The sequence below is a fragment of the Streptomyces sp. NPDC101234 genome (genome assembly GCF_044767525.1).
GTDB classification, from domain to species: Bacteria; Actinomycetota; Actinomycetes; order Streptomycetales; family Streptomycetaceae; genus Streptomyces; species Streptomyces sasae.
Genome location: NZ_JBIWOA010000026.1, coordinates 101,574 through 119,765, shown reverse-complemented (window position 1 = coordinate 119,765; position 18,192 = coordinate 101,574). Strand labels below are relative to the sequence as shown.

Annotated in this window: 16 protein-coding genes and 1 tRNA gene; 7 read left to right on the top strand and 10 right to left on the bottom strand. The window is 67.6% G+C overall.

The genetic code is table 11. The features are described 5' to 3' along the window. Positions 1 to 26 precede the first annotated feature (26 nt). Both ACIRR9_RS37885 and ACIRR9_RS37880 read left to right on the top strand, forming a co-directional pair. Positions 27 to 452: a MarR family winged helix-turn-helix transcriptional regulator gene (locus tag ACIRR9_RS37885; protein WP_403761675.1), complete on the top strand. Its 426-nt coding sequence runs from the start codon at positions 27 to 29 to the stop codon at positions 450 to 452. A gap of 137 nt (positions 453 to 589) precedes the next feature. Continuing rightward, positions 590 to 674: transfer RNA gene (locus ACIRR9_RS37880), tRNA-Leu, on the top strand. On the opposite strand, the gene ACIRR9_RS37875 is transcribed toward ACIRR9_RS37880, so the two are convergent. The 9 genes from ACIRR9_RS37875 to ACIRR9_RS37835 all read right to left on the bottom strand — a co-directional run bounded on the left by ACIRR9_RS37875 (position 639) and on the right by ACIRR9_RS37835 (position 11,059). Further along, positions 639 to 2,354, bottom strand: a complete 1,716-nt coding sequence (locus ACIRR9_RS37875) for a recombinase family protein (RefSeq protein WP_403761672.1) — start codon at positions 2,352 to 2,354, stop codon at positions 639 to 641. The genes ACIRR9_RS37880 and ACIRR9_RS37875 overlap by 36 nt on opposite strands. Positions 2,355 to 2,469: 115 nt before the next feature. Continuing rightward, entirely contained in the window at positions 2,470 to 2,691 is a 222-nt protein-coding gene (locus ACIRR9_RS37870) for a hypothetical protein (protein ID WP_403761669.1), read from the bottom strand. A gap of 442 nt (positions 2,692 to 3,133) precedes the next feature. Further along, complete coding sequence (locus ACIRR9_RS37865; protein WP_403761666.1) at positions 3,134 to 5,341, bottom strand: caspase domain-containing protein; 2,208 nt, start codon at positions 5,339 to 5,341, stop codon at positions 3,134 to 3,136. Then, the gene (locus tag ACIRR9_RS37860) at positions 5,341 to 5,754 is read right to left on the bottom strand and encodes a hypothetical protein (protein ID WP_403761663.1); all 414 of its coding nucleotides are present in this window, start codon (positions 5,752 to 5,754) and stop codon (positions 5,341 to 5,343) included. The genes ACIRR9_RS37865 and ACIRR9_RS37860 overlap by 1 nt, the downstream gene beginning before the upstream one ends. A gap of 178 nt (positions 5,755 to 5,932) precedes the next feature. Further along, positions 5,933 to 6,544 (bottom strand): hypothetical protein, encoded by a 612-nt coding sequence (locus tag ACIRR9_RS37855; protein WP_403761661.1) that lies wholly within the window; start codon positions 6,542 to 6,544, stop codon positions 5,933 to 5,935. Between the two features lie 84 nt (positions 6,545 to 6,628). Next, positions 6,629 to 7,258, bottom strand: a complete 630-nt coding sequence (locus tag ACIRR9_RS37850) for a DUF6000 family protein (RefSeq protein ID WP_403761658.1) — start codon at positions 7,256 to 7,258, stop codon at positions 6,629 to 6,631. Positions 7,259 to 7,261: 3 nt separating this feature from the next. Beyond that, positions 7,262 to 7,993 carry a HEAT repeat domain-containing protein gene (locus tag ACIRR9_RS37845; RefSeq protein WP_403761655.1) on the bottom strand — a complete coding sequence of 244 codons (732 nt, stop codon included), beginning with the start codon at positions 7,991 to 7,993 and terminating at the stop codon, positions 7,262 to 7,264. Continuing rightward, the gene (locus ACIRR9_RS37840; RefSeq protein WP_403761652.1) at positions 7,990 to 8,376 is read right to left on the bottom strand and encodes a CPCC family cysteine-rich protein; all 387 of its coding nucleotides are present in this window, start codon (positions 8,374 to 8,376) and stop codon (positions 7,990 to 7,992) included. Before ACIRR9_RS37840 ends, ACIRR9_RS37845 begins: the two co-directional genes overlap by 4 nt. A 1,072-nt stretch (positions 8,377 to 9,448) precedes the next feature. Beyond that, complete coding sequence (locus ACIRR9_RS37835) at positions 9,449 to 11,059, bottom strand: hypothetical protein (RefSeq protein ID WP_403761649.1); 1,611 nt, start codon at positions 11,057 to 11,059, stop codon at positions 9,449 to 9,451. Here ACIRR9_RS37835 and ACIRR9_RS37830 point away from each other — a divergent pair. The 3 genes from ACIRR9_RS37830 to ACIRR9_RS37820 all read left to right on the top strand — a co-directional run bounded on the left by ACIRR9_RS37830 (position 11,046) and on the right by ACIRR9_RS37820 (position 14,828). Further along, a complete protein-coding gene (locus ACIRR9_RS37830) occupies positions 11,046 to 12,026 on the top strand; it encodes a hypothetical protein (protein WP_403761646.1) in 981 nt (326 codons plus the stop codon). The genes ACIRR9_RS37835 and ACIRR9_RS37830 overlap by 14 nt on opposite strands. After that, positions 12,027 to 12,989 carry a hypothetical protein gene (locus ACIRR9_RS37825; protein ID WP_403761643.1) on the top strand — a complete coding sequence of 321 codons (963 nt, stop codon included), beginning with the start codon at positions 12,027 to 12,029 and terminating at the stop codon, positions 12,987 to 12,989. Positions 12,990 to 13,139: 150 nt separating this feature from the next. Further along, positions 13,140 to 14,828 (top strand): protein kinase, encoded by a 1,689-nt coding sequence (locus tag ACIRR9_RS37820; protein WP_403761641.1) that lies wholly within the window; start codon positions 13,140 to 13,142, stop codon positions 14,826 to 14,828. Positions 14,829 to 15,490: 662 nt separating this feature from the next. Here the strand turns inward: ACIRR9_RS37820 and ACIRR9_RS37815 are convergent. Further along, positions 15,491 to 15,697 carry a hypothetical protein gene (locus tag ACIRR9_RS37815; protein ID WP_403761638.1) on the bottom strand — a complete coding sequence of 69 codons (207 nt, stop codon included), beginning with the start codon at positions 15,695 to 15,697 and terminating at the stop codon, positions 15,491 to 15,493. 80 nt (positions 15,698 to 15,777) lie between these two features. On the opposite strand from ACIRR9_RS37815, the gene ACIRR9_RS37810 reads away from it, so the two are divergent. Next, complete coding sequence (locus ACIRR9_RS37810) at positions 15,778 to 16,581, top strand: hypothetical protein (protein ID WP_403761635.1); 804 nt, start codon at positions 15,778 to 15,780, stop codon at positions 16,579 to 16,581. 71 nt (positions 16,582 to 16,652) lie between these two features. Next, positions 16,653 to 18,143, top strand: coding sequence for a hypothetical protein (locus tag ACIRR9_RS37805; RefSeq protein ID WP_403761633.1), 1,491 nt, complete (start codon positions 16,653 to 16,655; stop codon positions 18,141 to 18,143). Positions 18,144 to 18,192 lie beyond the last annotated feature (49 nt).

Here is an 18,192-nt window from a genome sequence, read left to right as displayed (position 1 = left end):
GATCAGTTTTCGATATCGTCTACGGCATGGCCAGCGACCCCCTCGAATCCCGGCTCGGATACCTCCTCAAGCACGTCCAGGCCGAGCTGGCGCGGACCTCGGCCGAGACGCTCGCGCCGTACGCCATGGACGGGCACGAGCTGGCGGTCCTGGTGGTGCTGGCCGGAGCCGAACCGCTGTCCCAGATCGAGGTGGCGGGGCGGCTCGGGGTGGACCGCACGACGATGGTCGCCCTGCTCGACGGTCTGGAGCGGCGGGGGCTGGTCGAGCGCCGGCGCAGCCCGCAGGACCGTCGGCGCAACATCGTCGAACTGACGGACACCGGGCGTGAGCGGATGGGGCATGCCGAGGACGCGCGGCGGGCCGCGGAACGCCGCTTTCTCGCGCCTCTGGACGACGAGACGGCCGCGACGTTCGTCCGCGCGCTGCAGGCGCTGCTGGCCGCCCGGTGATGACCCGGCCACGGGCGGTGACGAGCGCCCGACCTGCGCAGACGCCGACGGAAACGCAGGTGAAAGGCACTCCGAAAGCTTGGTATTGTTGTCCATGTCGCCGCGGGGAACACCCCCGGTCAGGCGGCAGACACCTAGTCCGGGTGGCGGAATGGCAGACGCGCTAGCTTGAGGTGCTAGTGCCCTTTAACGGGCGTGGGGGTTCAAGTCCCCCCTCGGACACTCGCTATAGCGATACGCGGATGAGGGCCTCGACCTAACGGTTGCGGCCCTACCTGCGTGTTCGTAACTGATCGTGATCCCGAGGGCTTCGTAGAGTGGGCTCTTCTTCTCTGCGTCGATGGCCTGCACGCGTTGTGCGATGTCTCCGAGTCTCTCAGTGATCTCCCGGATCTGGTCGGCACTGAGGGGAGTTTCCTTCTTTCGAGTGGCGGCAGGTGGCGTGTCGAGCTTCTTGCGTGCTGCCTCCTTCTCCGCCTGCGCCTCGTTGATCCATTGAGTGACGACGGCGGGGTCGGCGCCGGCTTCGAGGGCGGCCTGGTAGCGGGCGAGACGCCGCTCGCATTCCTTGACGACTTTGCGGGCCTGTGCGTGCTGCGGAGTGAGCGTCTCGGCAGCGTGCGCTGCCGCGCTGGCTTGGGCGAGGGCGGTGAGGGTGGCGGTGAGCCGGTCGGGGGCGAAGGCTTTCGCGATCCACCGGTCCAGAGCCCGGCACACCACGTCCTCCCGGAGGTAGACGGTCCGGGGGTGATCCAGGCCGGGGTGGAGGGACCGCTCCTGTTCCCTGAACTCGCAGCGGTAGTAGACGGTGTTGCGGATCGTCGCGGGCTGCATCTTGCGCCCGCACGTCTCGCATCGCACCCGCCCGCGCAGTGCGTACGTCCGTTGCCCCTGCGGTTGTCGTCCGGGGCGTTCGAGGCGCTGCGGCATGCGGGCACGCTGCTGACGGATCTTCTTGACGGTGTCGAAGAGCTGGGTGGTGACGATCGCTTCGTGAGCGGCGTCATTGGACCACACCCACTGGTCGGCCGGGTTGTGTGTCATGCGGGTGCGGTGGCCGAGGGTGACGTCGTCGACGTCGTAGAGGTGTTCCTCCTTGCGCTGCTTGTTCCAGATCTCGTAGCCGGTGTATCGGGGGTTGATGAGGATCGCTCTGACCGCTCCGGCCTGCCATGCGGTCTTCTTCCGGTGGGGATTACGGGCCGCGTCATGGGCGGAGGGGCAGGGGATGCCTTCCCGGGTGAGCTGGGCGGCGATGGCCTTGTCGCTCATGCCGTCGATGTACATCTGGAAGATCCGGGCCACGGTGGGGGCTGCGGCGGGGTCGGGTTCCAGGCGGTGGATCCGCTGTCCCGTGGCGGCCTTGGCCGGGTTCGGGTGCGGCCCCGCGTCGCCGATCAGGTATCCGTACGGGGGGCGTCCGCCGAGGTAGCGGCCCTGGAGCTGGGCCTGAGAACTCATGGCGGTCCGGACCCGGATCTTGATGCGGTTGCGTTCGCCCTTGCTCATGCCGCCGAAGACGGACATGACGAGGTCGTGGGCCTCGTTGTCCGGGTCGATCGGGCCGCCGATCTCCGGGACCCACAGGGGGATACGGAAGTGGACGAAGACGGGGAAGGTGTTGCCGAACTGGTTGCCGTAGAAGGTGCGCTGTGGCTCGCCGATCACGACGGCGTCGAAGCCGCGGTTGGGGTTGCGGAGGGCTTGGAGGAGTTCGTTGGCGCGGGGGCGGCGCTGCCAGGGCAGGGAGCGGCTGTGTCCGATGTCGAAGTATTGGGTGACGATGTGGCCGCCGGCGGGTTCGATCAGGGCTCGGGCACGGGTGAGCTGCCAGTTTCTGGAGGCCTCGGGGTCTTGGAGGTCCTCGGTGGAGCAGCGGCCGGCGAAGGCGAAGCGGATCACGTGCGGTGAGACTCCCAGTGCGGGCGCGCGGTGTGGGGCGCGCTGCGGGTGTTATGCGGCGTTCTGTCGTACCTCGAATGGGGGAGAAGAGCCAGTGGCTGCCCGCGTCTCTCGGTCAGCCGCTGCCGGTCTCGGGGCGCTGCTGGCTCGAATCGGCGATCAGGGTGCGAAGGAGCTGCAGGAGGGTGGCAGCGACGGGCTCGGTCACGTCGGGCGGCTCCTCGGGGAGGGCCACCCGGGCCTGCCCCGGGGTGCCCGGGCCCGGGTGCCGCTCGGATGGGGGCGCGGGGTACGTGCAGTTGGGCGCCGAGGCCAGGGAACTGGGTTGTGCTTGCATGTCCCCTATAGAGATGTCGCACGGAAGATTTGCCCTCCTGTGGCGGCCAAGGACTTGTTGGAGGCCAGCTCGGCGGCCAAGGACTGCGTCAAGGGCGAGGCATCGATGGAAGATCGCGTAGAACTACGTGATGCAGGGCGGAACGTGGTGGAGTTCCGCTTCAGCGTCTGAGTAGGCCTTCAGAGGCTCCCTGACCTGCGGCGATGCAAGTCGGGGAGCCTTGCTGTCTGCAGCAGTCCGCGCGATGCTGCGACCAGTGCGTGTCGGCGCCGACCGTCGAATCGTCGAATGTGCTTCTGCCATTCCGAGGGCGCGACGTCCATGCCCGTCCTCATCGTTCAAAAACGCGGATCGGTAGCTGCTGCCAGGATGGCGGAGGTGGCGAGTACGCGCGCGAACTCGGCCACCGCGACCTCGTCCGAGCGTGCGAGGACACCGCCGGCTAGCGAGGGCAGCGGGCGATCCTCGGGAGCCGTGACGAGCCGAGGAGTCGATCAAGTGCCGGCACGCCCTCGTGATGAAGCGATGGACCAGGAGAATCAGGTAAAAGTCGGTGCAGGGCACGGGTTGCGACATCGGTCAGTGTCGCTCCGATCTCCGGCCCGAGCGAGAGGTCGAGACTTCCGGCCAGATGCACTTGCCGATCGTCCCACTCATCGATGTGCTCGGTGAGGAAGTCCACAACCACGGATTGCCGCCGACCCAGAAGAAGCAACTCGCAGGCCTGTACGACGTCGCGAAGATCGAAGATGAGCCGGGCGGTTATCCATGAAGGTCCGAGGTCGGGTTCCTCACAGCTGATGACGAGCTCGTCGGCGTCGGGACTTTCGGCGGCGACACCCAGTTGGAGGCCGCCGCGTTTCAGGAAGTCCTCAACCGCCCGCTGTTCTTGCTTACCGTGAACGACTAGGGACCACCAGGGGATCGCAGCCCATGTGCCATGGTTCATCTTATGTTCTTCGAAGGGCGTGAAGGCTTGAGAGCGCTTCAGAAGGTGCTTGCTGAAGGTGGCAAGGCAACCGTCCTGGAAGTGCTCGTCCGCTGTGCGCTCGCGTAGCAAGTCGTACTCGATGGCGCCAATGCTTTCGATGGCTAGTGCGATGTCCTTCAACTGCTCTTCGATGATCTCCGCCGCCCGTAAAAGGACTGCACGGGAGATATGGCCAGCTGGTGCCAGATCGACGTACTGAGCGAGGGTCCGCTGAGCTGCCTTGCACCGGACGAGATCGCCGCCAAGCTGAACCAAGTGGCGGGCCGTGAGTGTGCTCCACGGGCGAGTGGACATCCAATGTTCCCATGCACGGTCGCCCCCACCGCGCTCGCCGAGCATCATTGCTGTGACGGTGCCGACTCGAAGATCCGGCTCGGCCTTCAGCTTCTCCCAAGGGTCGGGATAAGTGACCAGTGGGAGGGACGGCAGCGATGAGTGCGCGCTCAGGACACGGGTGTCCGCGGTGTCCCAAAGGTCGCTGAGTTCCCGCTCCACGTGCGGACGAGGCATCGTACGGCTTCGCTGGGCAGCCCAGTATTCGCTCAGCAGCATGTACGTACTCTCTGGCGTCCAGGGAAAGAGCCCCAGACCTCCGAGGAACGGAACGCTGTTGGCCAGCCCGTCTGTTTCGTATCTGAACTGGACCTCGGCGATGAGTTCGGAGAGTTCGTCGGTGCTGGGGCACGGAGTGGCGAAGACCCCGCTGGAGGAGAGCATGCCGCTGATGGTCGTCGTGCTTTTGCCCTGGGCGAGTTGGACGGCGATTCGCGCTACCAGCAGGGAGCGGATGAGCGCCGGATCGCCGAACTCGGGGCGGAGCCGGTCTTGGGCGAGTGCCGAGACATTCCTCAAGCGCCCGACCAGATTGTGATGAATCTCGTGGAACCATTCATCCCGCTTTGCCGAGAGCGTCGGTTTCTCTGTGGGCGGGCTCCACTTGTTGTGGAACAGCGCGATGTCGTGCCCCAGGCCGCCGGCTCGTTGCTGAGGCAGTGGCATTCCCTGCGATCTGAGTCGACCGTGCACGTACTTGTAGAGGGAGCTCATGTCCAGCGGGTCCGGCACTTCAGCTATGCCATTGGCAATCGCTTTGACGAGTTCGCCGGTGAACGCTGTAAGTGGGGCATCCGGGGGAGCCATAGCCGCTTGCGTCGCTGCTGAGGCGGTCATGACGTAGGTGCCTTCGATGATGGTCTCGTCCGCGACCTCATCGGTGCTCCCCATGAACCCCTCCAGCGCAGCACCGCTGTAGCAACAGTCCAGGATCACGACCTTGTTGACAGCCATGCTGTCCAGCACTTCGGCACGGAGGTCGTCGAAGGCCACGGACGCGTACTGTTTCCTGCCCCGTTCTGAATTGCGCACGGCGAGACGGAGGGAGCCATCGGGTAGCCGCGTACCGTGGCCGGCGAAGTACACCACCAGGGTGTCCGACGCTTCACTCGCCGCCCGGTGTACGGGGTCGAGCGCGCTGCTGATGTCAGTCGGGTTGAGTACCGTCGTGCAATGTCTGTCCGGAAGGCTTCCACCGAGTGGGGACCTGAAGAGCTTGGCCAGCTCGGTGAGGTTGTTGCGCACCGCCGGCAAGGGTGGGAAGTGCTGGTATTCGTCCACCCCGATCAACACTACACGGGTTCCGTCAGGATCAGGCAGGCGCATCACCGATCTTCGGAGACCGAGGGCGCCGACGCCTGGCTCGTGCCGATGGTCCCTGGCGCTACTTCGGGAGGTGTGGATGTCAGCAGGGCCGCGACGCGACGCAGGGTGTCCTCTGATGTGTCGTGGACTGTCACGGTCATTCCGTCGCGGGCGATGACGACCGGCCCGGGTGACGATGGGCGGGCTGTTCGCCAGGCAACCACGATGTTCACCAACAGGCTCGCGGCGGCGAGACCGTTGCTGACGAACATGTTGATGGTCTCTCCCGCGTTCATGCGGCCGGAAGCGCTAACAGGCAGTGCCAGCTCGACCTGTGCGTGGCGCCGGAGCTCACGATCCTGCCGGAGCCAGTAGTACAGATCGTGGGCCGCCGTGTCGTCGCCTTGTGTATCGACGGTGATCTGCAGCTCCATGCCGTCTCCCCCTATCACCTACAGTGCTCGCTGCTCATGGCAGGGAACGGGTGCCCCTTCGTAACTCCTGCCCCAGCTTTCAATCTGGTTGGAAGCATACGTCCCCCAACAGGCTTGGCTCCCCGCAAAGTTCGGCAACCGTGCACATCGGTGACCCCGCTTGACTGCGGCTGATCGGTCAGCTGCCGAGAGCGGGGATCTGCTGGCCGGCGATGGCCTCCCTCAGGAGGCTCTGTGTGCTGGGGTGCCGTCGGTACACCGCGTCGATCTCACGCGATGCGGCCGCATGGTCGTAGGGCAGCGCGAGCTGACGGGCGACGCCGTACCGGAGTGCGTCCGCGACGTCTTTGCCTATCTCGGCCGTCCGTAGACCCTCGACGATGCCGGTAGAGGCATCGACGAGCACCATGTACGCGGTGAAGGGCTCACCTCGCTGCCCGGGCACGCCGACAGTGCGGCCGTGCTGGCGGTATGCCTCCCATGGCGAGTCGCCCCAACCGAGAGTCGCCTTCGGGGCGCCGGGGCGGGTCGGGGCGTCGAAGCGGTAGCACCACATCAAATGTCTGTCCCCGATGGTGACCGCGACCGTCGCTGAGCCGGTCGTGAAGGCGGCCAGCTCGTCCGACGTGAGGCCGTCGAACGAATGGATGATCTCGACGTAGTTCTCGCTAAGTACCAGGGTGGCAGCAGACTTCGGCCAGTTGACCTGCCTCGGGTACGGCTCACCGACGACCAGTGAGTACGACATGGTGCTCCCTCTCTTGCCGCCCTCGAACCAGAGCTGTTTCATCTGCCAACTATTTCATCTGAGTTGAGCTGCAGCAGACGCAATCGCGATATCAGCGCCAGAGGCGCCGTGGCTGGGCGAGGTAGTTCAGGAGCGGGTCCAACCGTTGGCGAACTCGCAGTGGAGGTCCGTCCAGCGGCGCTGCTCGACGGGGGTGTGGCTGGGGTAGCCGAGGTGTCCCACGCCCTTGACCCACTCGTCCCAGAGGCCGTCGGGCTCCGTGAAGCGGTTGGCATGGTGGGTGCCGAGGAGGGCGTCGAGGCGGAGGAGGGCGCCCAGGGCAGCGGGCTGGTCGTAGTGCAGGTCGGTGCGGGGGAGGTAGCGGTCGAGGTAGGCGGTGAGGATCTCGGCGTCCGTGTGTGTGCCGAAGCGGGCCAGGGCGAAGCAGTAGGCGCCGCCGGAATAGCAGACCTCGCTGGCCAGGAGCAGGTCGCCGATGCGTGCCCGGAACCGTTCGCGGCGGTCGACGCCGATCAGCCAGGCGGCGGTGAGGCGCGAGCGCCATTCGTACCCGAGGAGGGCTTCCAGTTCCTCGTCGGTGATCGCAGCGGCGTCGTTGAGTAGGTGTCGGGTGAAGCGGGTGGTGTGCCACCACCGGGGGCTCAGGAAGCGTCCGCCGTTCAGTACGAGGTAGCGCGGGAGGCCCGCGTACATCCTCGTCACGTAGCTCTCGACCACATGGCCGTAGCCGATCTCCTCAGGGTGCTGGGACGGCATCGGTCACCTCTCCGGGTGAAGGTCGGTACGGTCGATCCAGGTGAGGGTGACGAAGATGTTGTCGCCGGCGGGGGCTTCGGAGGCTTCCAGCAGGGACCATCTGCGGGACTCTTCGACCAGGTGCTCCCAGGGCGCGGTCCAGTCGAGTTCCCAGTCCAGGCCAGTGCCGGAGATGCCGCATGTGCGGCCGGCGTCCACCCGCCAGAACTGGGAATAGAGGATCACCTGGGCGTGGTCGGCCAGGTCGTTGATGATCTCGGTGAAGTGGGCCGAGGACCAGCCGGGGGCGTCGTTCGCCGCGGTGGGGCGTAGGCGTGCGGTGAGCGCTGGGACGACAGGGGTGCGTGCGCCGAGTTCGGTCAGCGCCCAGCGGATGCCGACAGACTCGGTCCAGTCCGGTGGGGACGCCCGTTCCAGGCAGGCGCGGTAGGCGCGGCGCAGGGGCTCGATGGCGCCGTCGATCTCCAGGCGCGCCAGGGCCATGGCAGCCCATTCGCGGACGGTCGGGTTGTCGCTGTCCAGCAGTCCGATGAGAGCGGGGCCGCAACAGGGATCGCCCACCTCCTCGAAGACCTCGATGGCGGTCAGCTGACCGAAGCCGCCGAGGGAAGGCAGGCCGTTGATGACGGCGGGTATGGCATCGGCGCCGATCCAGATCAGCTCCGCGCGGGCGTCGTAGGACTCGTCGGCCTTGCCGTCGAGCTGCCGGACGAGTGTCTCGATGTGGAAGGTCATGACGCGGAGTGGTCCCGGCGCCAGAAGGTGGGGAGCCACCAGCAGAGCACCGAGCGGTCGTCGGGCCACGGGGCGCGGTCCTCGGCTTCCCAGTCCTCGAAGGAGTCGCGCGTCAGGTCGATGGGGCGCCAGGCGGGGTCGAGCGGCTCGTCCTCGGCCGGTGGGCGGACGTACCGGCGGCCGTGCTGGTCGCAGGCCCCGAAGTCCTGGTAGTTGCGCTGGGCGTCGATCAGGGAGACCTTGTTCGCTCCGCCGTCCATGGTCGGCCAGCGGAACTGGACCCCGTCGTCCTCCCAGAAGCAGATGGGGCAGATCTCGTACGAGCCGGGCATCGCGTCCAGCACGCGGTGCCCGCAGCAGGGACAGGGGTAGGAGTCGCTCACCCGCGCAGTCTCGTTGCAGGTCCCGCCGGTGTGCCATGGATTTCTCTGCCTCGGCGTACCCAGCCAGTCCGCGGCCAGTCCGCAGGACACGCATAAACGGCCGTCGGGAGCCAACGCTTCCCAACGAGGAAGTCCCAGGTCAGAGCCCTGGATAGGGCTCCGCCGCAGGTCAGGAGCGGGCCGCAGACATTCCGCTTCAATGTATAGGCCACGCATTACCGTGGATTCGGCGAATTAGCAAAACGCCAGGTCAGGCGGAGTCGACCCGAATTCGGGTCGACTCCGCTCACGTGCCCCTGGCTGGATTTTGGCTGGATAAACTGACGCTTCGTCACCTGCTGTCATCCGTCGTTCTCCGCACGCTGGCTGGATCGCTGCTGGATGTAGCTGAACGGCGAGTCAGTTCGGAGGGGCGGCTTGTATGCCCGCGTGGGCCGAGCGCTTCGGGTAATCGCGCCCTGGGGCCTGGATGCGGCGAACGGCCATGTCGTTGCCCGCACAGGCCGGTTGGCTGGACGTCATGGCTGTCCCGAGGCCGCACCTAGCCGCAGGTTCGAGTCCTGGGCAGGAGCCGCATTCAAGGGCTGGTCGTGACGCACCCCCTGTGACCTGCGGAGACTCGCTCGTGGTGACCGTGTCGGGATTTCTGCCGAAGACGCGGGTTGGCTGACGCGGCAGCTGGACGCTTGCGTGAGCCAACCCCGCGGATTCGGTTGCTTGGGCAGTGATAGGGCGCTGTAGTGCGCCCAGTGACCGGAACTTCGGTCTCGGCGGCGCGACCCGAACTTGTCACAACACGAAAACCGAGGTCCTCATCGGGGCGCCGCCTGTCAGCCTTCTCCCGGCGTACGCGAAGATCCGACGGGACGGTCATCGACGCGGACCGCCCGGACCGCAAGACCCAGAGGCTGAAGGGCAAGTCCGACCCCTTTGCCGATCAGGGGCTTGTCGCGGCCAGCTCCGGGGCGGGTGGACGTCGGCTGTCGGGTGAGCCGTCGGGCGCCCCACTTGCGTTCTCCCCGGCAACGCGCTCCATCCGCATGCACAGCTCGGCTGCCCGTGCTCCTCCCAATCAATTGGGTGCGGTTGGCAATTGCGCCGCGAGCCGGTCGGATAGGGCCTGCCGTACCTCCGGCGCCGGATCACTCGCGAGAAGCGCTTGTCGATCTGGCGTCAGAGGGACGATGCTGGCGCCGAGGGCGCGGACCTGCGGATCGGGGTGGGAGAGCATGCCGGTGGTTTGGACGGCGGCCTCGGGTGCGCCGTGAGCGAGATCGTGCATTGCGATCGCGCCCAACTTCCGCACCTCCGCGTCCGGATCGCGCATCAGCGCCGCACTCGAGGCCATCACTTCGTCAACGAACGCGGTCTCCTGTGCCGCGAGTGGGGACTGGCGATCACGCTGCTGGATGAACGCGTCGGTCGCGAGTACCAAGGCCATCCCGGGCAGATGCGTGATGCCCAGATTCAGGCGGCCTCGGCTGAACGCGCCACTGACCTCCAACGTGAGCCGGTCGATCTCCGGGAGCCCTGGGTTACGGCTGACGATCAGCATCCGGTCAGTGATGTCGCACAGGACCGACCCGGGCAGGTGGAAGGCCAGAGCGCGCAGTGCGTCGATCGCCTGAATACGCGACGGTGACGTGTCGTGGGTGTCCTCGGCCATGGCGAGCAGGTGTCGTGCGATGGCCTCAGCCAGGGCGGGCAGCGGCCCTGAAGCGAGGAGAGCCGCATGGTCGGGCCCCGTGGCCGTCTGACTAGCTGCCTGGTCAGGTATGTGCTGTGCGGTGGGCTGAGCATAGACCTGGGTACTGCTTGTACCGGCCGGGGGATTCAGCTGGATCTGCAGCACGACGCGGCCAGCGGGCTGGGCCTGGTCGGGACCTAGGTCGTCGGGGGAGACGTCGACGAGGGCGTCTGCCTTGAGCAGTGCCTTGAGGAAGCCGACGGTTTCGGTGGCCTGGGTGTCGACGGTCACAACGTTGCGAGGGATGGCCACGGGGCGGCGCAGCAGCGCGGCGCAGGCCTGACGGGCTGCGGTCTGGACCGCGGGCGTGTCCTCGTGCCAGTGCGCAAGGACACGCAGGGCGTCCCGGTCGCCGTCCTCGGCGCGGGAGTGCATGATGCCCTGCAAGGGCTCGCGTGCCTGCTCGGGGATCTCGAGAATCAGGGGCCACAAGTTGAAAGTCGGCACTGGCAGCGCCAGCAGGGCGTCCAGCATCTGGGCGATTTCCGGGCGTTGTGGTTCCACGGCCCAGTAGGTCTGGATGAGGAGGTTCGCGACGACGGGGGCGACCGCCGCCCAAGAGGCAGGCGCGGGGGTAGCGGTGGCTGGCCTGGCCAGAGCGAGGATGGTGTCCACGGCGCTGTCGGGGATCCGCGGTCCGAACGCCGCCACAGCGTTCAGGGCCTGGCGCTCGGGAGCGGGATCTGCATGGGGAGCTTCCCACACCGTGGCTGCATGCTCCAAGAGCTGGCGCACCGACTCGGAGACCACAGTGTCGGGCAGGGCGGCTGCCTGCGCCTTCATGACCTCGATGCCCGCGGCCTGGCGGTGACGCACCGGGGAGCTGAGCCAGTTGGTGACGTCGAACGGCAGCGGCAGCGCGCACCGCCGCGGCAGCTTTGTCCCCGGCCCCTGCCTCCAGGTAGTAGTGCGTGGCTGGGCGATGGTGACCGCCACTGCTGAGCACATCGCCCAACAGCGCTTGCGCGCTGGCTTCCTCGCGTCGGTCGCCGGACAGTCGCGCCTCCCACAGGTACCGGCGGACGTCTCCGAGTGCATCGGGCAGGCGACCGTGGTGGGCGGCCTCCAGCGCGGACAGTGCCGGGTCAAGAGCTGCCGCCAGCAGCCGCTTGCGATCGGGCAGGCCGCCGGTGGCGCCGTTCGGTCCGTTAAGCGGCCGGCCCTGGTCGATGGCCAAGTACTGCAGCGACCGCATCGCTCCACGGGCGTCGCCATACAGTTGCTCCTCGCTGCTGGCCAGCACGGCCTGCCGCCACAGGTTCTCCGCCTGCTCGCCATCACCGCGTGCCGCGAAGGCGTATGCGGCTCGGGAGGCCACCAGCGCGCGGGCTCCACGGAACCGCCCGGCCGCCGCAGCACGGACGAGCTGCTGCCATGCCCGCTCGAGCTCCTCGCGCGTGCCTTCAAGGGGCACGGCGGCGTCGGCGTAAGCGCAGCGCAGCCGCGCCCGGATCACCGGATCACGGTGGTCGGCGGCCGCCGCGAGCGACCGAAGCCGCGCCAACAGCCCGTCGGTGTCCGCGTCCAGCGGCGACAAGACGGACCGTGCGGGAACCCGGTCATACAAGCCGTCGACGATGGCCTGCTCGATCACCAGACAGCACAGCAAGGCGGCATGCTCGTCGCCAGCAGCAGCCAGGGCCTCGAGCGCCGGCACCGTGGCAGCCAGCTGGCTTCCGTGCTCGGACCAGCCGTCGACCGCGGCCAGGACTGTTGCCGTGGCGGGTGCCGAATTCCCCAGCTGGCCCGCAGCCCTTTCCAACTCCATGCGGACGAACGCGGCTGCCGTGTGGTCGGCAGTGGAGATCGCCGTCAGTGTCAACTTGACCAGGATGGAAAACGCACCAGACAGATCACCGCCCGACAGCAAGGTCCGCGCCTGGCGACGATACATCGCCGCTGAGTGCACCGGGAAGCCGCCTGCCTGCAGACCGTCGGCGACGAGCCCCAGCAAGTGCGCCGCATCCAACGGGGCCCGCTCCTCCTGCGCGACAGCGTCGGCCTGGAGCGCGTCCAGGCCGAGTACCTCGGCCGGGTCATCGACCAAGCCCAAGGCTTCGGGCGCGATCTGGGCCGCGGGGGAAAGCGTGAATCCGCAGAACGCCTCGGCCCAATGTGGTCCGAACACCGCGAACACGAGATGGTGGGCATCGCGCAGGGCGCGGCTGAGCGCTTCCGCACCCCAACCCTCGATCACGAGATCGCCGGCGTACTCGTTCTGCAACTCGGCCAGCGCATCCACGGTGGCAGTGTCGTCCTCGGTCTGCGCCGACGTCACCACGACGAACCTGTAAGGGTCGAACCGCCGGGAGTCTCCCTGGAAGTCCGGGCCCCTGACGGGTCCGGCGTACGTCTCGACGGCTTCCCGCAGCTGCGCTTCCGTAATCTTCTGGTAGCGCTTGACCTGGTAGAGGGAGCGGCGCTGCGACGGCTCCCGCTCGACGATGTCCAGGCCGTGCTGCTTCTGCCCGCGCCGTCCGTAGAACTGCACACCCAGGTTGTGCCGCCGACTGACTACCTCGGCGACGACCCGTTCGAACACCTCGGGATCCAGCTCGTTGAACGGCAACAGGGCAGGGTTCTGGATCGGCGGCGTCAAGGGGCCGGACTGCCTGTGGCGGGTCAGCTGCGCCAGTGTCAGTTCTTCTGCCGGGTCGTCGCTGGTGTTCGCGGACATCCGCCCAGTATGGCGGCCACCGGCGACGGCACACGCCGCTCACCAAGGAGCCGCCTGCAGCACAGCGAGTTCGCCGAAGCAGAGTCAGAGGGCTGTGACGTCGAATTGCAATCCGGGGATTCAACGTATGCCGTCGCGTGGCCCGGCGAAGGTGTGCCGGGTGCCCGTCGGCTGCACGACACCCCGTGATCAATGGAGGCTGATCGCGGAGGGCTCGGGGTCCGGCTGGGCGGGCATGGCGCGGGTGGATCTCATCTGATGCCGACTGGCGTGTGGCGTCGGCGATCCCCGCTAGGGTCCATATCTCGTCCACAATTGCTCACGGCGGGAGTCTTGTTCGTGTCGCAGATTGCTGCTCGTCGTGCCTCGGACCCGGCTCGGATCGGGCGCTTCCGGGTGGTCGGGGTGCTGGGCGCGGGTGGGATGGGCACCGTGTACGCCGCGGTCGGGGAGCGGGGCGAGCGGGTAGCGGTGAAGGCCGTGCACGCCGGGCAGGCCGCAGATCACCAGTTCCGGGCCCGATTCCGGCGCGAGGTGCAGGTTCTGCGGCGAGTGTCGGGGCCGTGTCTGGTGCCGCTGCTGGAGGCCCATCCCGAGGCGGACATCCCGTGGCTGGCGACGGCCTATGTACCCGGCTTGACGCTCGGAGAGCACACGGCGGTGCACGGGCCGCTGGCCGGGATCCAGCTGCACCTGTTCGCCGCGGGGACGGCCGGGGCGCTCGCGGCCGTACACGCCGCCGGGGTGGTCCACCGCGATCTGAAACCCGCGAATGTGATCCTGGCCCCGGACGGGCCGCAGGTGCTGGGCTTCGGTATCGCCCACGTCGCCGACGGCACCGCGGTCACCCGTACCGGCATGCTCACCGGAACACCGGGCTGGCTGAGCCCCGAGTATTACCGTGACGGCACTGCCGGGCCGCCAGGGGATGTCTTCGCCTGGGGTGTGCTGCTCGCCTTCGCGGCCACCGGCCGCCACCCCTTCGGCACCGGCAATGCCGAGGCCATCGCCTTTCGCGTCCTCAGCGCCGAGCCAAACCTCGACGGCGTCCCCGACGACATGCTCAGCTTGGTGACGGCGTGCCTCGCCAAAGAACCGGGCCATCGGCCGTCGTCCTCCGTCGTGGCGCAGAAGACCGCCGAGCTGGTCGGCGAGCAGGCGACTCAGGTCCTCGGGGATGTCCACGACCGGCCGACCGAGGTCCCGAACCTGATCGCAGAGCAGTGGCACCCCCCGACCGTCGAAGACCCCGCCTGGCCGGCTTCCGCGGTACGCCCTCCCTACAGGCGCGCCCGGCTCGTCGTCGTCGCGGCCGCCGTGTTCGCCGCGGCCGCCATGGGGACATGGTTCGCACTGGCCCCGGGCCACGCCTCAGCGCGCGCCACCCACTCCCCGCAGTCGTCCGCGGCCCGCTCTATCCCTGGCGCCACACCGGCTGCGACCACGTCCCCTCTCGCCCGTTCAGCCGTTACCGAGTCACAGACCCCGACCGCCGCGGCGTCGTCCGCGCCGACGCAGACCCAGGTGGTCACCCTCAGCCCCTGGTCCCCAGGCGGCACCCCGGCAACCGGCATCACCATCACCGACCGGGCCAGTGGCTCTTGCTTCGGGACCGCCGAATCCACGATGCGCACGGACGCCTGGCGCTGCACCGTCGGCGACCGGATCCTCGACCCGTGTTTCTCCCCAGACTCCGATCCCTCGGACACCAGCGCGCTGTGCCTGGACGGAGCTCCCGACCGCATGGTCGAACTGTCGGTCCCCGAGGGCTTTCCCGGCAACAACGACCACATGCCGGGCGGACCCGACATCGAACCGATCATCCTCGTCCTGGCCAACGGCGCCCGCTGCTCGTTCGCCGGTGGCGGCACCGCGACGCTCGCGGGACAGCGGCTGAACTACGGCTGCGACAACGGCGGCTACCTGTACGGCTATCCGAACAAGACAGCCGCCGTGTGGACCATCTCCTACGCCGCCCCCGGCAGCGGAGCCAGCGTCGCGACGCCGATTACCACCGTCTACCAGTAGCGCGCCGACGGCCGCGCCGCTGAAGCGGCGGATGGTCGGATCGGCCACCGCTACGGCCGCTGGCGGCCGCAGCCGAAACTGCGGAAAGCTCGGCGGCCGGGGCGGCGATCGAGTTCTACATGTAGTAGGCGTAGCGGGTGACGAGGCCGCTTGACACGGCAAGTGGTCGCCCCGCTCACCGCGACCGGTCGGGGCATTGACCAGCCATGTTTTGGGTGCCCCTGGCGGGAGCCACAAAACATGGCTGGTCGTGTAAACGGCGCTGACCTGCGGATTTGTGCGACGGTGAGGGTGGAAGGGCGGTCTCGGCTGGTGTCGTTCCCGTCCTCGACGCAAAGGTCCCGCCCGAAGTGCCCGAAACTCGGCCAGCAGCTTGAAGGGCCGTCCCTCCACCGCTGGAGTCCGTTCGGCCCTTGCAGCGGGTTGGCGGGGTCAGGGGCGCGTCCAGCGAGTAGTTCGGTTCCTGCCGGGTGGGGGGACTCGACGGCTGCAGAATCCCCGAGTGCGGTGAGGAAGTGTACAGGCTCCTTGTGGCGTCTATCACGAGTTCGGCCGACATCGTGGAAAGTCCGCGTGCCGAAGAGAAAGTGGGTGGCATGGCGAATGTAGAGCGTGCGCAGTCGACCTCCTCGCCGCGCCCGGCAGGTGGGGACTACCCGCCTCTACTCAGGTCCGAACACGTTGTCGTTGATGGGCCGGTGGGCGAGGAACTCGGCCGACGCCAGCTGAGTGCGATACGCGATGTCCTGCAATTCCTCGTTGGTCAGGAGCAAGGTGTCGAGGAGCCCGACCGGAGCGGTGCGCAGTGCCCTGTCTACGACGAGGAGCCCGGTTCTCGTCGGGCGTGCCAGGTCTGCGGGTGCTTTCACGACCGGATCCATTTAGGAATGTGATGGAAGTAGGGGAGTTCTGGGCGCACCGTGCCCGGGCGCATGGCCCGGTAGCCCGGGTGGAGGTTCTCCGCCTTGGTTCCAAGCGCCCGCCACGTGTCAAGGTCCGCTTCACCGGGGACGAGGAAGAGGGCCGCGAAGCCTGGGTGCCTCCCTCCGAGTTGCGTGTTCCGTGGGAACGGGCTGACCGGTGGCTCGCGGAGGAACGCCGCCGGGAAGAGCTCGCAGCCGCCACGCCTCTACGTGACGCCCCCGAACGCCGTGCGGTGGACATCGTGTTCGATGCCTGCCCCTGGGATGAACTGGCGAGCGTCGGCTTTTCGCGGCACGACGACGGCGTCTTGTACATCCACGACGTGACGGCGTTCGCCGAGGCGCTGGAGGAGAGCACGGAATTCCTCACCGGTGACCCGTTGGCTGCCGTTCATGATGACGGGAGTGCGGAGGCGCCCTGGCCGGTGACGCTGGCGTGCGCGCGCAAGGGCGCCACCCTGCACGCCGAGCAGGTCATGGCAGAGGTGGAACGGGAGGATCAACGGGCCCGAAAGGAAGCGATCTACGGCTCGTACACCCCAGGGCGGGGCAAACGGGAGGGGCATCACTTCAGCCCCGAGGTCTGCGCCCAGGTCGACAGGGAGTTCAAGCCTGCTCGAGACCTCGTACGGCAGTGGTGCGGTACGCAAGCCGGCGAGGCCTATGCCGAACTCCGTGTCCTGCGGGCCGAGGTCGTCAGGCTCGGCAGGATCGTGGAGCAGGCCGTCGGCATGCTCCGGCAAGCAGGCCGGGAGAAGGGCGCCACGAAACTCGAGGCACAGTTCGAGATCCCAGTGGCAGAGTTCCGCAGGATGCAGCCGCCCGGCTGACCCGTCCACGGGACGACGTCCGCGCTTGGTCGGCGACTGCATCGTCCGTGGTATGCGAGCAGGAGACAGAGATGGCCAAGAAGCCCCTCACCGAGCGGCAGTTGGAGGTGCTGCGCTGGATCGCCAAAGGCTGCCCCGCGGGAGCCTGGGACGAGAACGACTTCGCCTACAAGATCAGCGCGCAGGCACTGCAGAATCGCGGGCTGGTGAAGATTGCCAGACGGGCGGGTGTCTGGAGCGTCGAGGTCACGGCCCCCGGCCGTCACTACCTTGAACACGGGACCTACCTCGCGCACACGGCGCGGCAGGAGCATTCCGTGCGACACACCAGAGCCAAGGCGCCTGCGGCGACGTCGGTAACGGCGCAATCCGCGCCACCGCAGACCCTGACTCCCGGCAAGCCCACGGCCCCTGAAGCCGTCGCTCGCCCTTCGCCCAGACGACGTACGACGGCGAAGCAACCGAGGAAGACTCTTGGTGAGCAGCTCATCGATGATGTTCTCGCGGCCGGTGGTTCCCTCGTGATCAAGCAGGAGTACGGGGCAGGGGCACCCAACTGGACGGCTCGGATCAGATCGGCGCAGCAATGCGGAAAGCTGCCTGAAGGGAAAGAGATGGTCTACCGCTGGCGGGCGGGAGGCTACGAGATCACCATCCAGGACATGCCAGCGTGGAAACTGGCCGTTCTGAACCCGATCGCCGTTCCCGAGCGACTCCACAGGCCGCATGCCATCGTGGCCACGCTCCGGGACGGGGAACCTGCTCTGGGCCTGAGTAAGTCCGTCCAGCCACGAGCGCTGCGCCTCGTGCAGGCCATCGTGACGGAGGCGGAGCATCGCGGGCACACGGTCCGACTGGCCCGCGGCGAACACGCGGGACACCGCTCACGCCGCTCGGACGCCGAAGGCCTCTTCACCGTCACGGCTCAAGGGCAGTCATGCGGCTTCTGTCTCGGGCAGGAGCGGGACATGATCGAGCACGTGCCTACGGCGAAGGAACTTGACGACGCCGAGCGGTACTCCTGGGTCAAGGTCTCCAAGTACGACTACGCGCCCTCAGACCGTCTCACCATCACCCTCAACGGAGGAATCACCCACCGCCGGTCCGTCTGGAAAGACACAGCTGACCATCCGCTTGAAGACCAACTGCCACAGATTCTGCAGGAGGTGGACCTGCGCGGACAGGCCGCCGAACGCAAGCGCGCCGAGGAGGAGGAACAGGCCAGGCTCAAACGCCGTCAATGGGAAGCGGCGATCCGGCAGGCCCACCACGACTACGCCGAGGCCTTCCGCATCCGCGTGCTGGAACAACAGCAGAAGGCATGGCAACAGGCCACACAGCTCTCCACCTACCTCACCGCGGTGAACGAGCGGATCGAAGCCATGCCACAGGGCACCGAGCGCACCGAGGCCGAAGCCTGGCTGTCTTGGGCGACGCACCATGCACGATCACTCGACCCCCTCACCCGACCACTCCGCATGCCCGAAGTGCCCGATCCCCGCCCCAGTGACCTGGAGCCGTTCCTGCATGGCTGGAGTCCGTACGGTCCACACGGCCGGTGATCAGGGGCCGGGCTCGCATCCCGCGAAGTGGCAACGATCCACGCGGGCA

Excerpts from the sequence above, each read along its gene's own strand:
- ACIRR9_RS37885 (WP_403761675.1), top strand. The coding sequence starts at position 27 with ATGGCCAGCGACCCCCTCGAATCCCGGCTCGGATACCTCCTCAAGCAC.
- ACIRR9_RS37855 (WP_403761661.1), bottom strand. The coding sequence starts at position 6,544 with ATGAAACAGCTCTGGTTCGAGGGCGGCAAGAGAGGGAGCACCATGTCG.
- ACIRR9_RS37850 (WP_403761658.1), bottom strand. The coding sequence starts at position 7,258 with ATGCCGTCCCAGCACCCTGAGGAGATCGGCTACGGCCATGTGGTCGAG.
- ACIRR9_RS37805 (WP_403761633.1), top strand. The coding sequence starts at position 16,653 with ATGGCCAAGAAGCCCCTCACCGAGCGGCAGTTGGAGGTGCTGCGCTGG.
- ACIRR9_RS37860 (WP_403761663.1), bottom strand. The coding sequence starts at position 5,754 with ATGGAGCTGCAGATCACCGTCGATACACAAGGCGACGACACGGCGGCC.
- ACIRR9_RS37845 (WP_403761655.1), bottom strand. The coding sequence starts at position 7,993 with ATGACCTTCCACATCGAGACACTCGTCCGGCAGCTCGACGGCAAGGCC.
- ACIRR9_RS37870 (WP_403761669.1), bottom strand. The coding sequence starts at position 2,691 with ATGCAAGCACAACCCAGTTCCCTGGCCTCGGCGCCCAACTGCACGTAC.
- ACIRR9_RS37830 (WP_403761646.1), top strand. The coding sequence starts at position 11,046 with ATGGTGACCGCCACTGCTGAGCACATCGCCCAACAGCGCTTGCGCGCT.
- ACIRR9_RS37865 (WP_403761666.1), bottom strand. The coding sequence starts at position 5,341 with ATGCGCCTGCCTGATCCTGACGGAACCCGTGTAGTGTTGATCGGGGTG.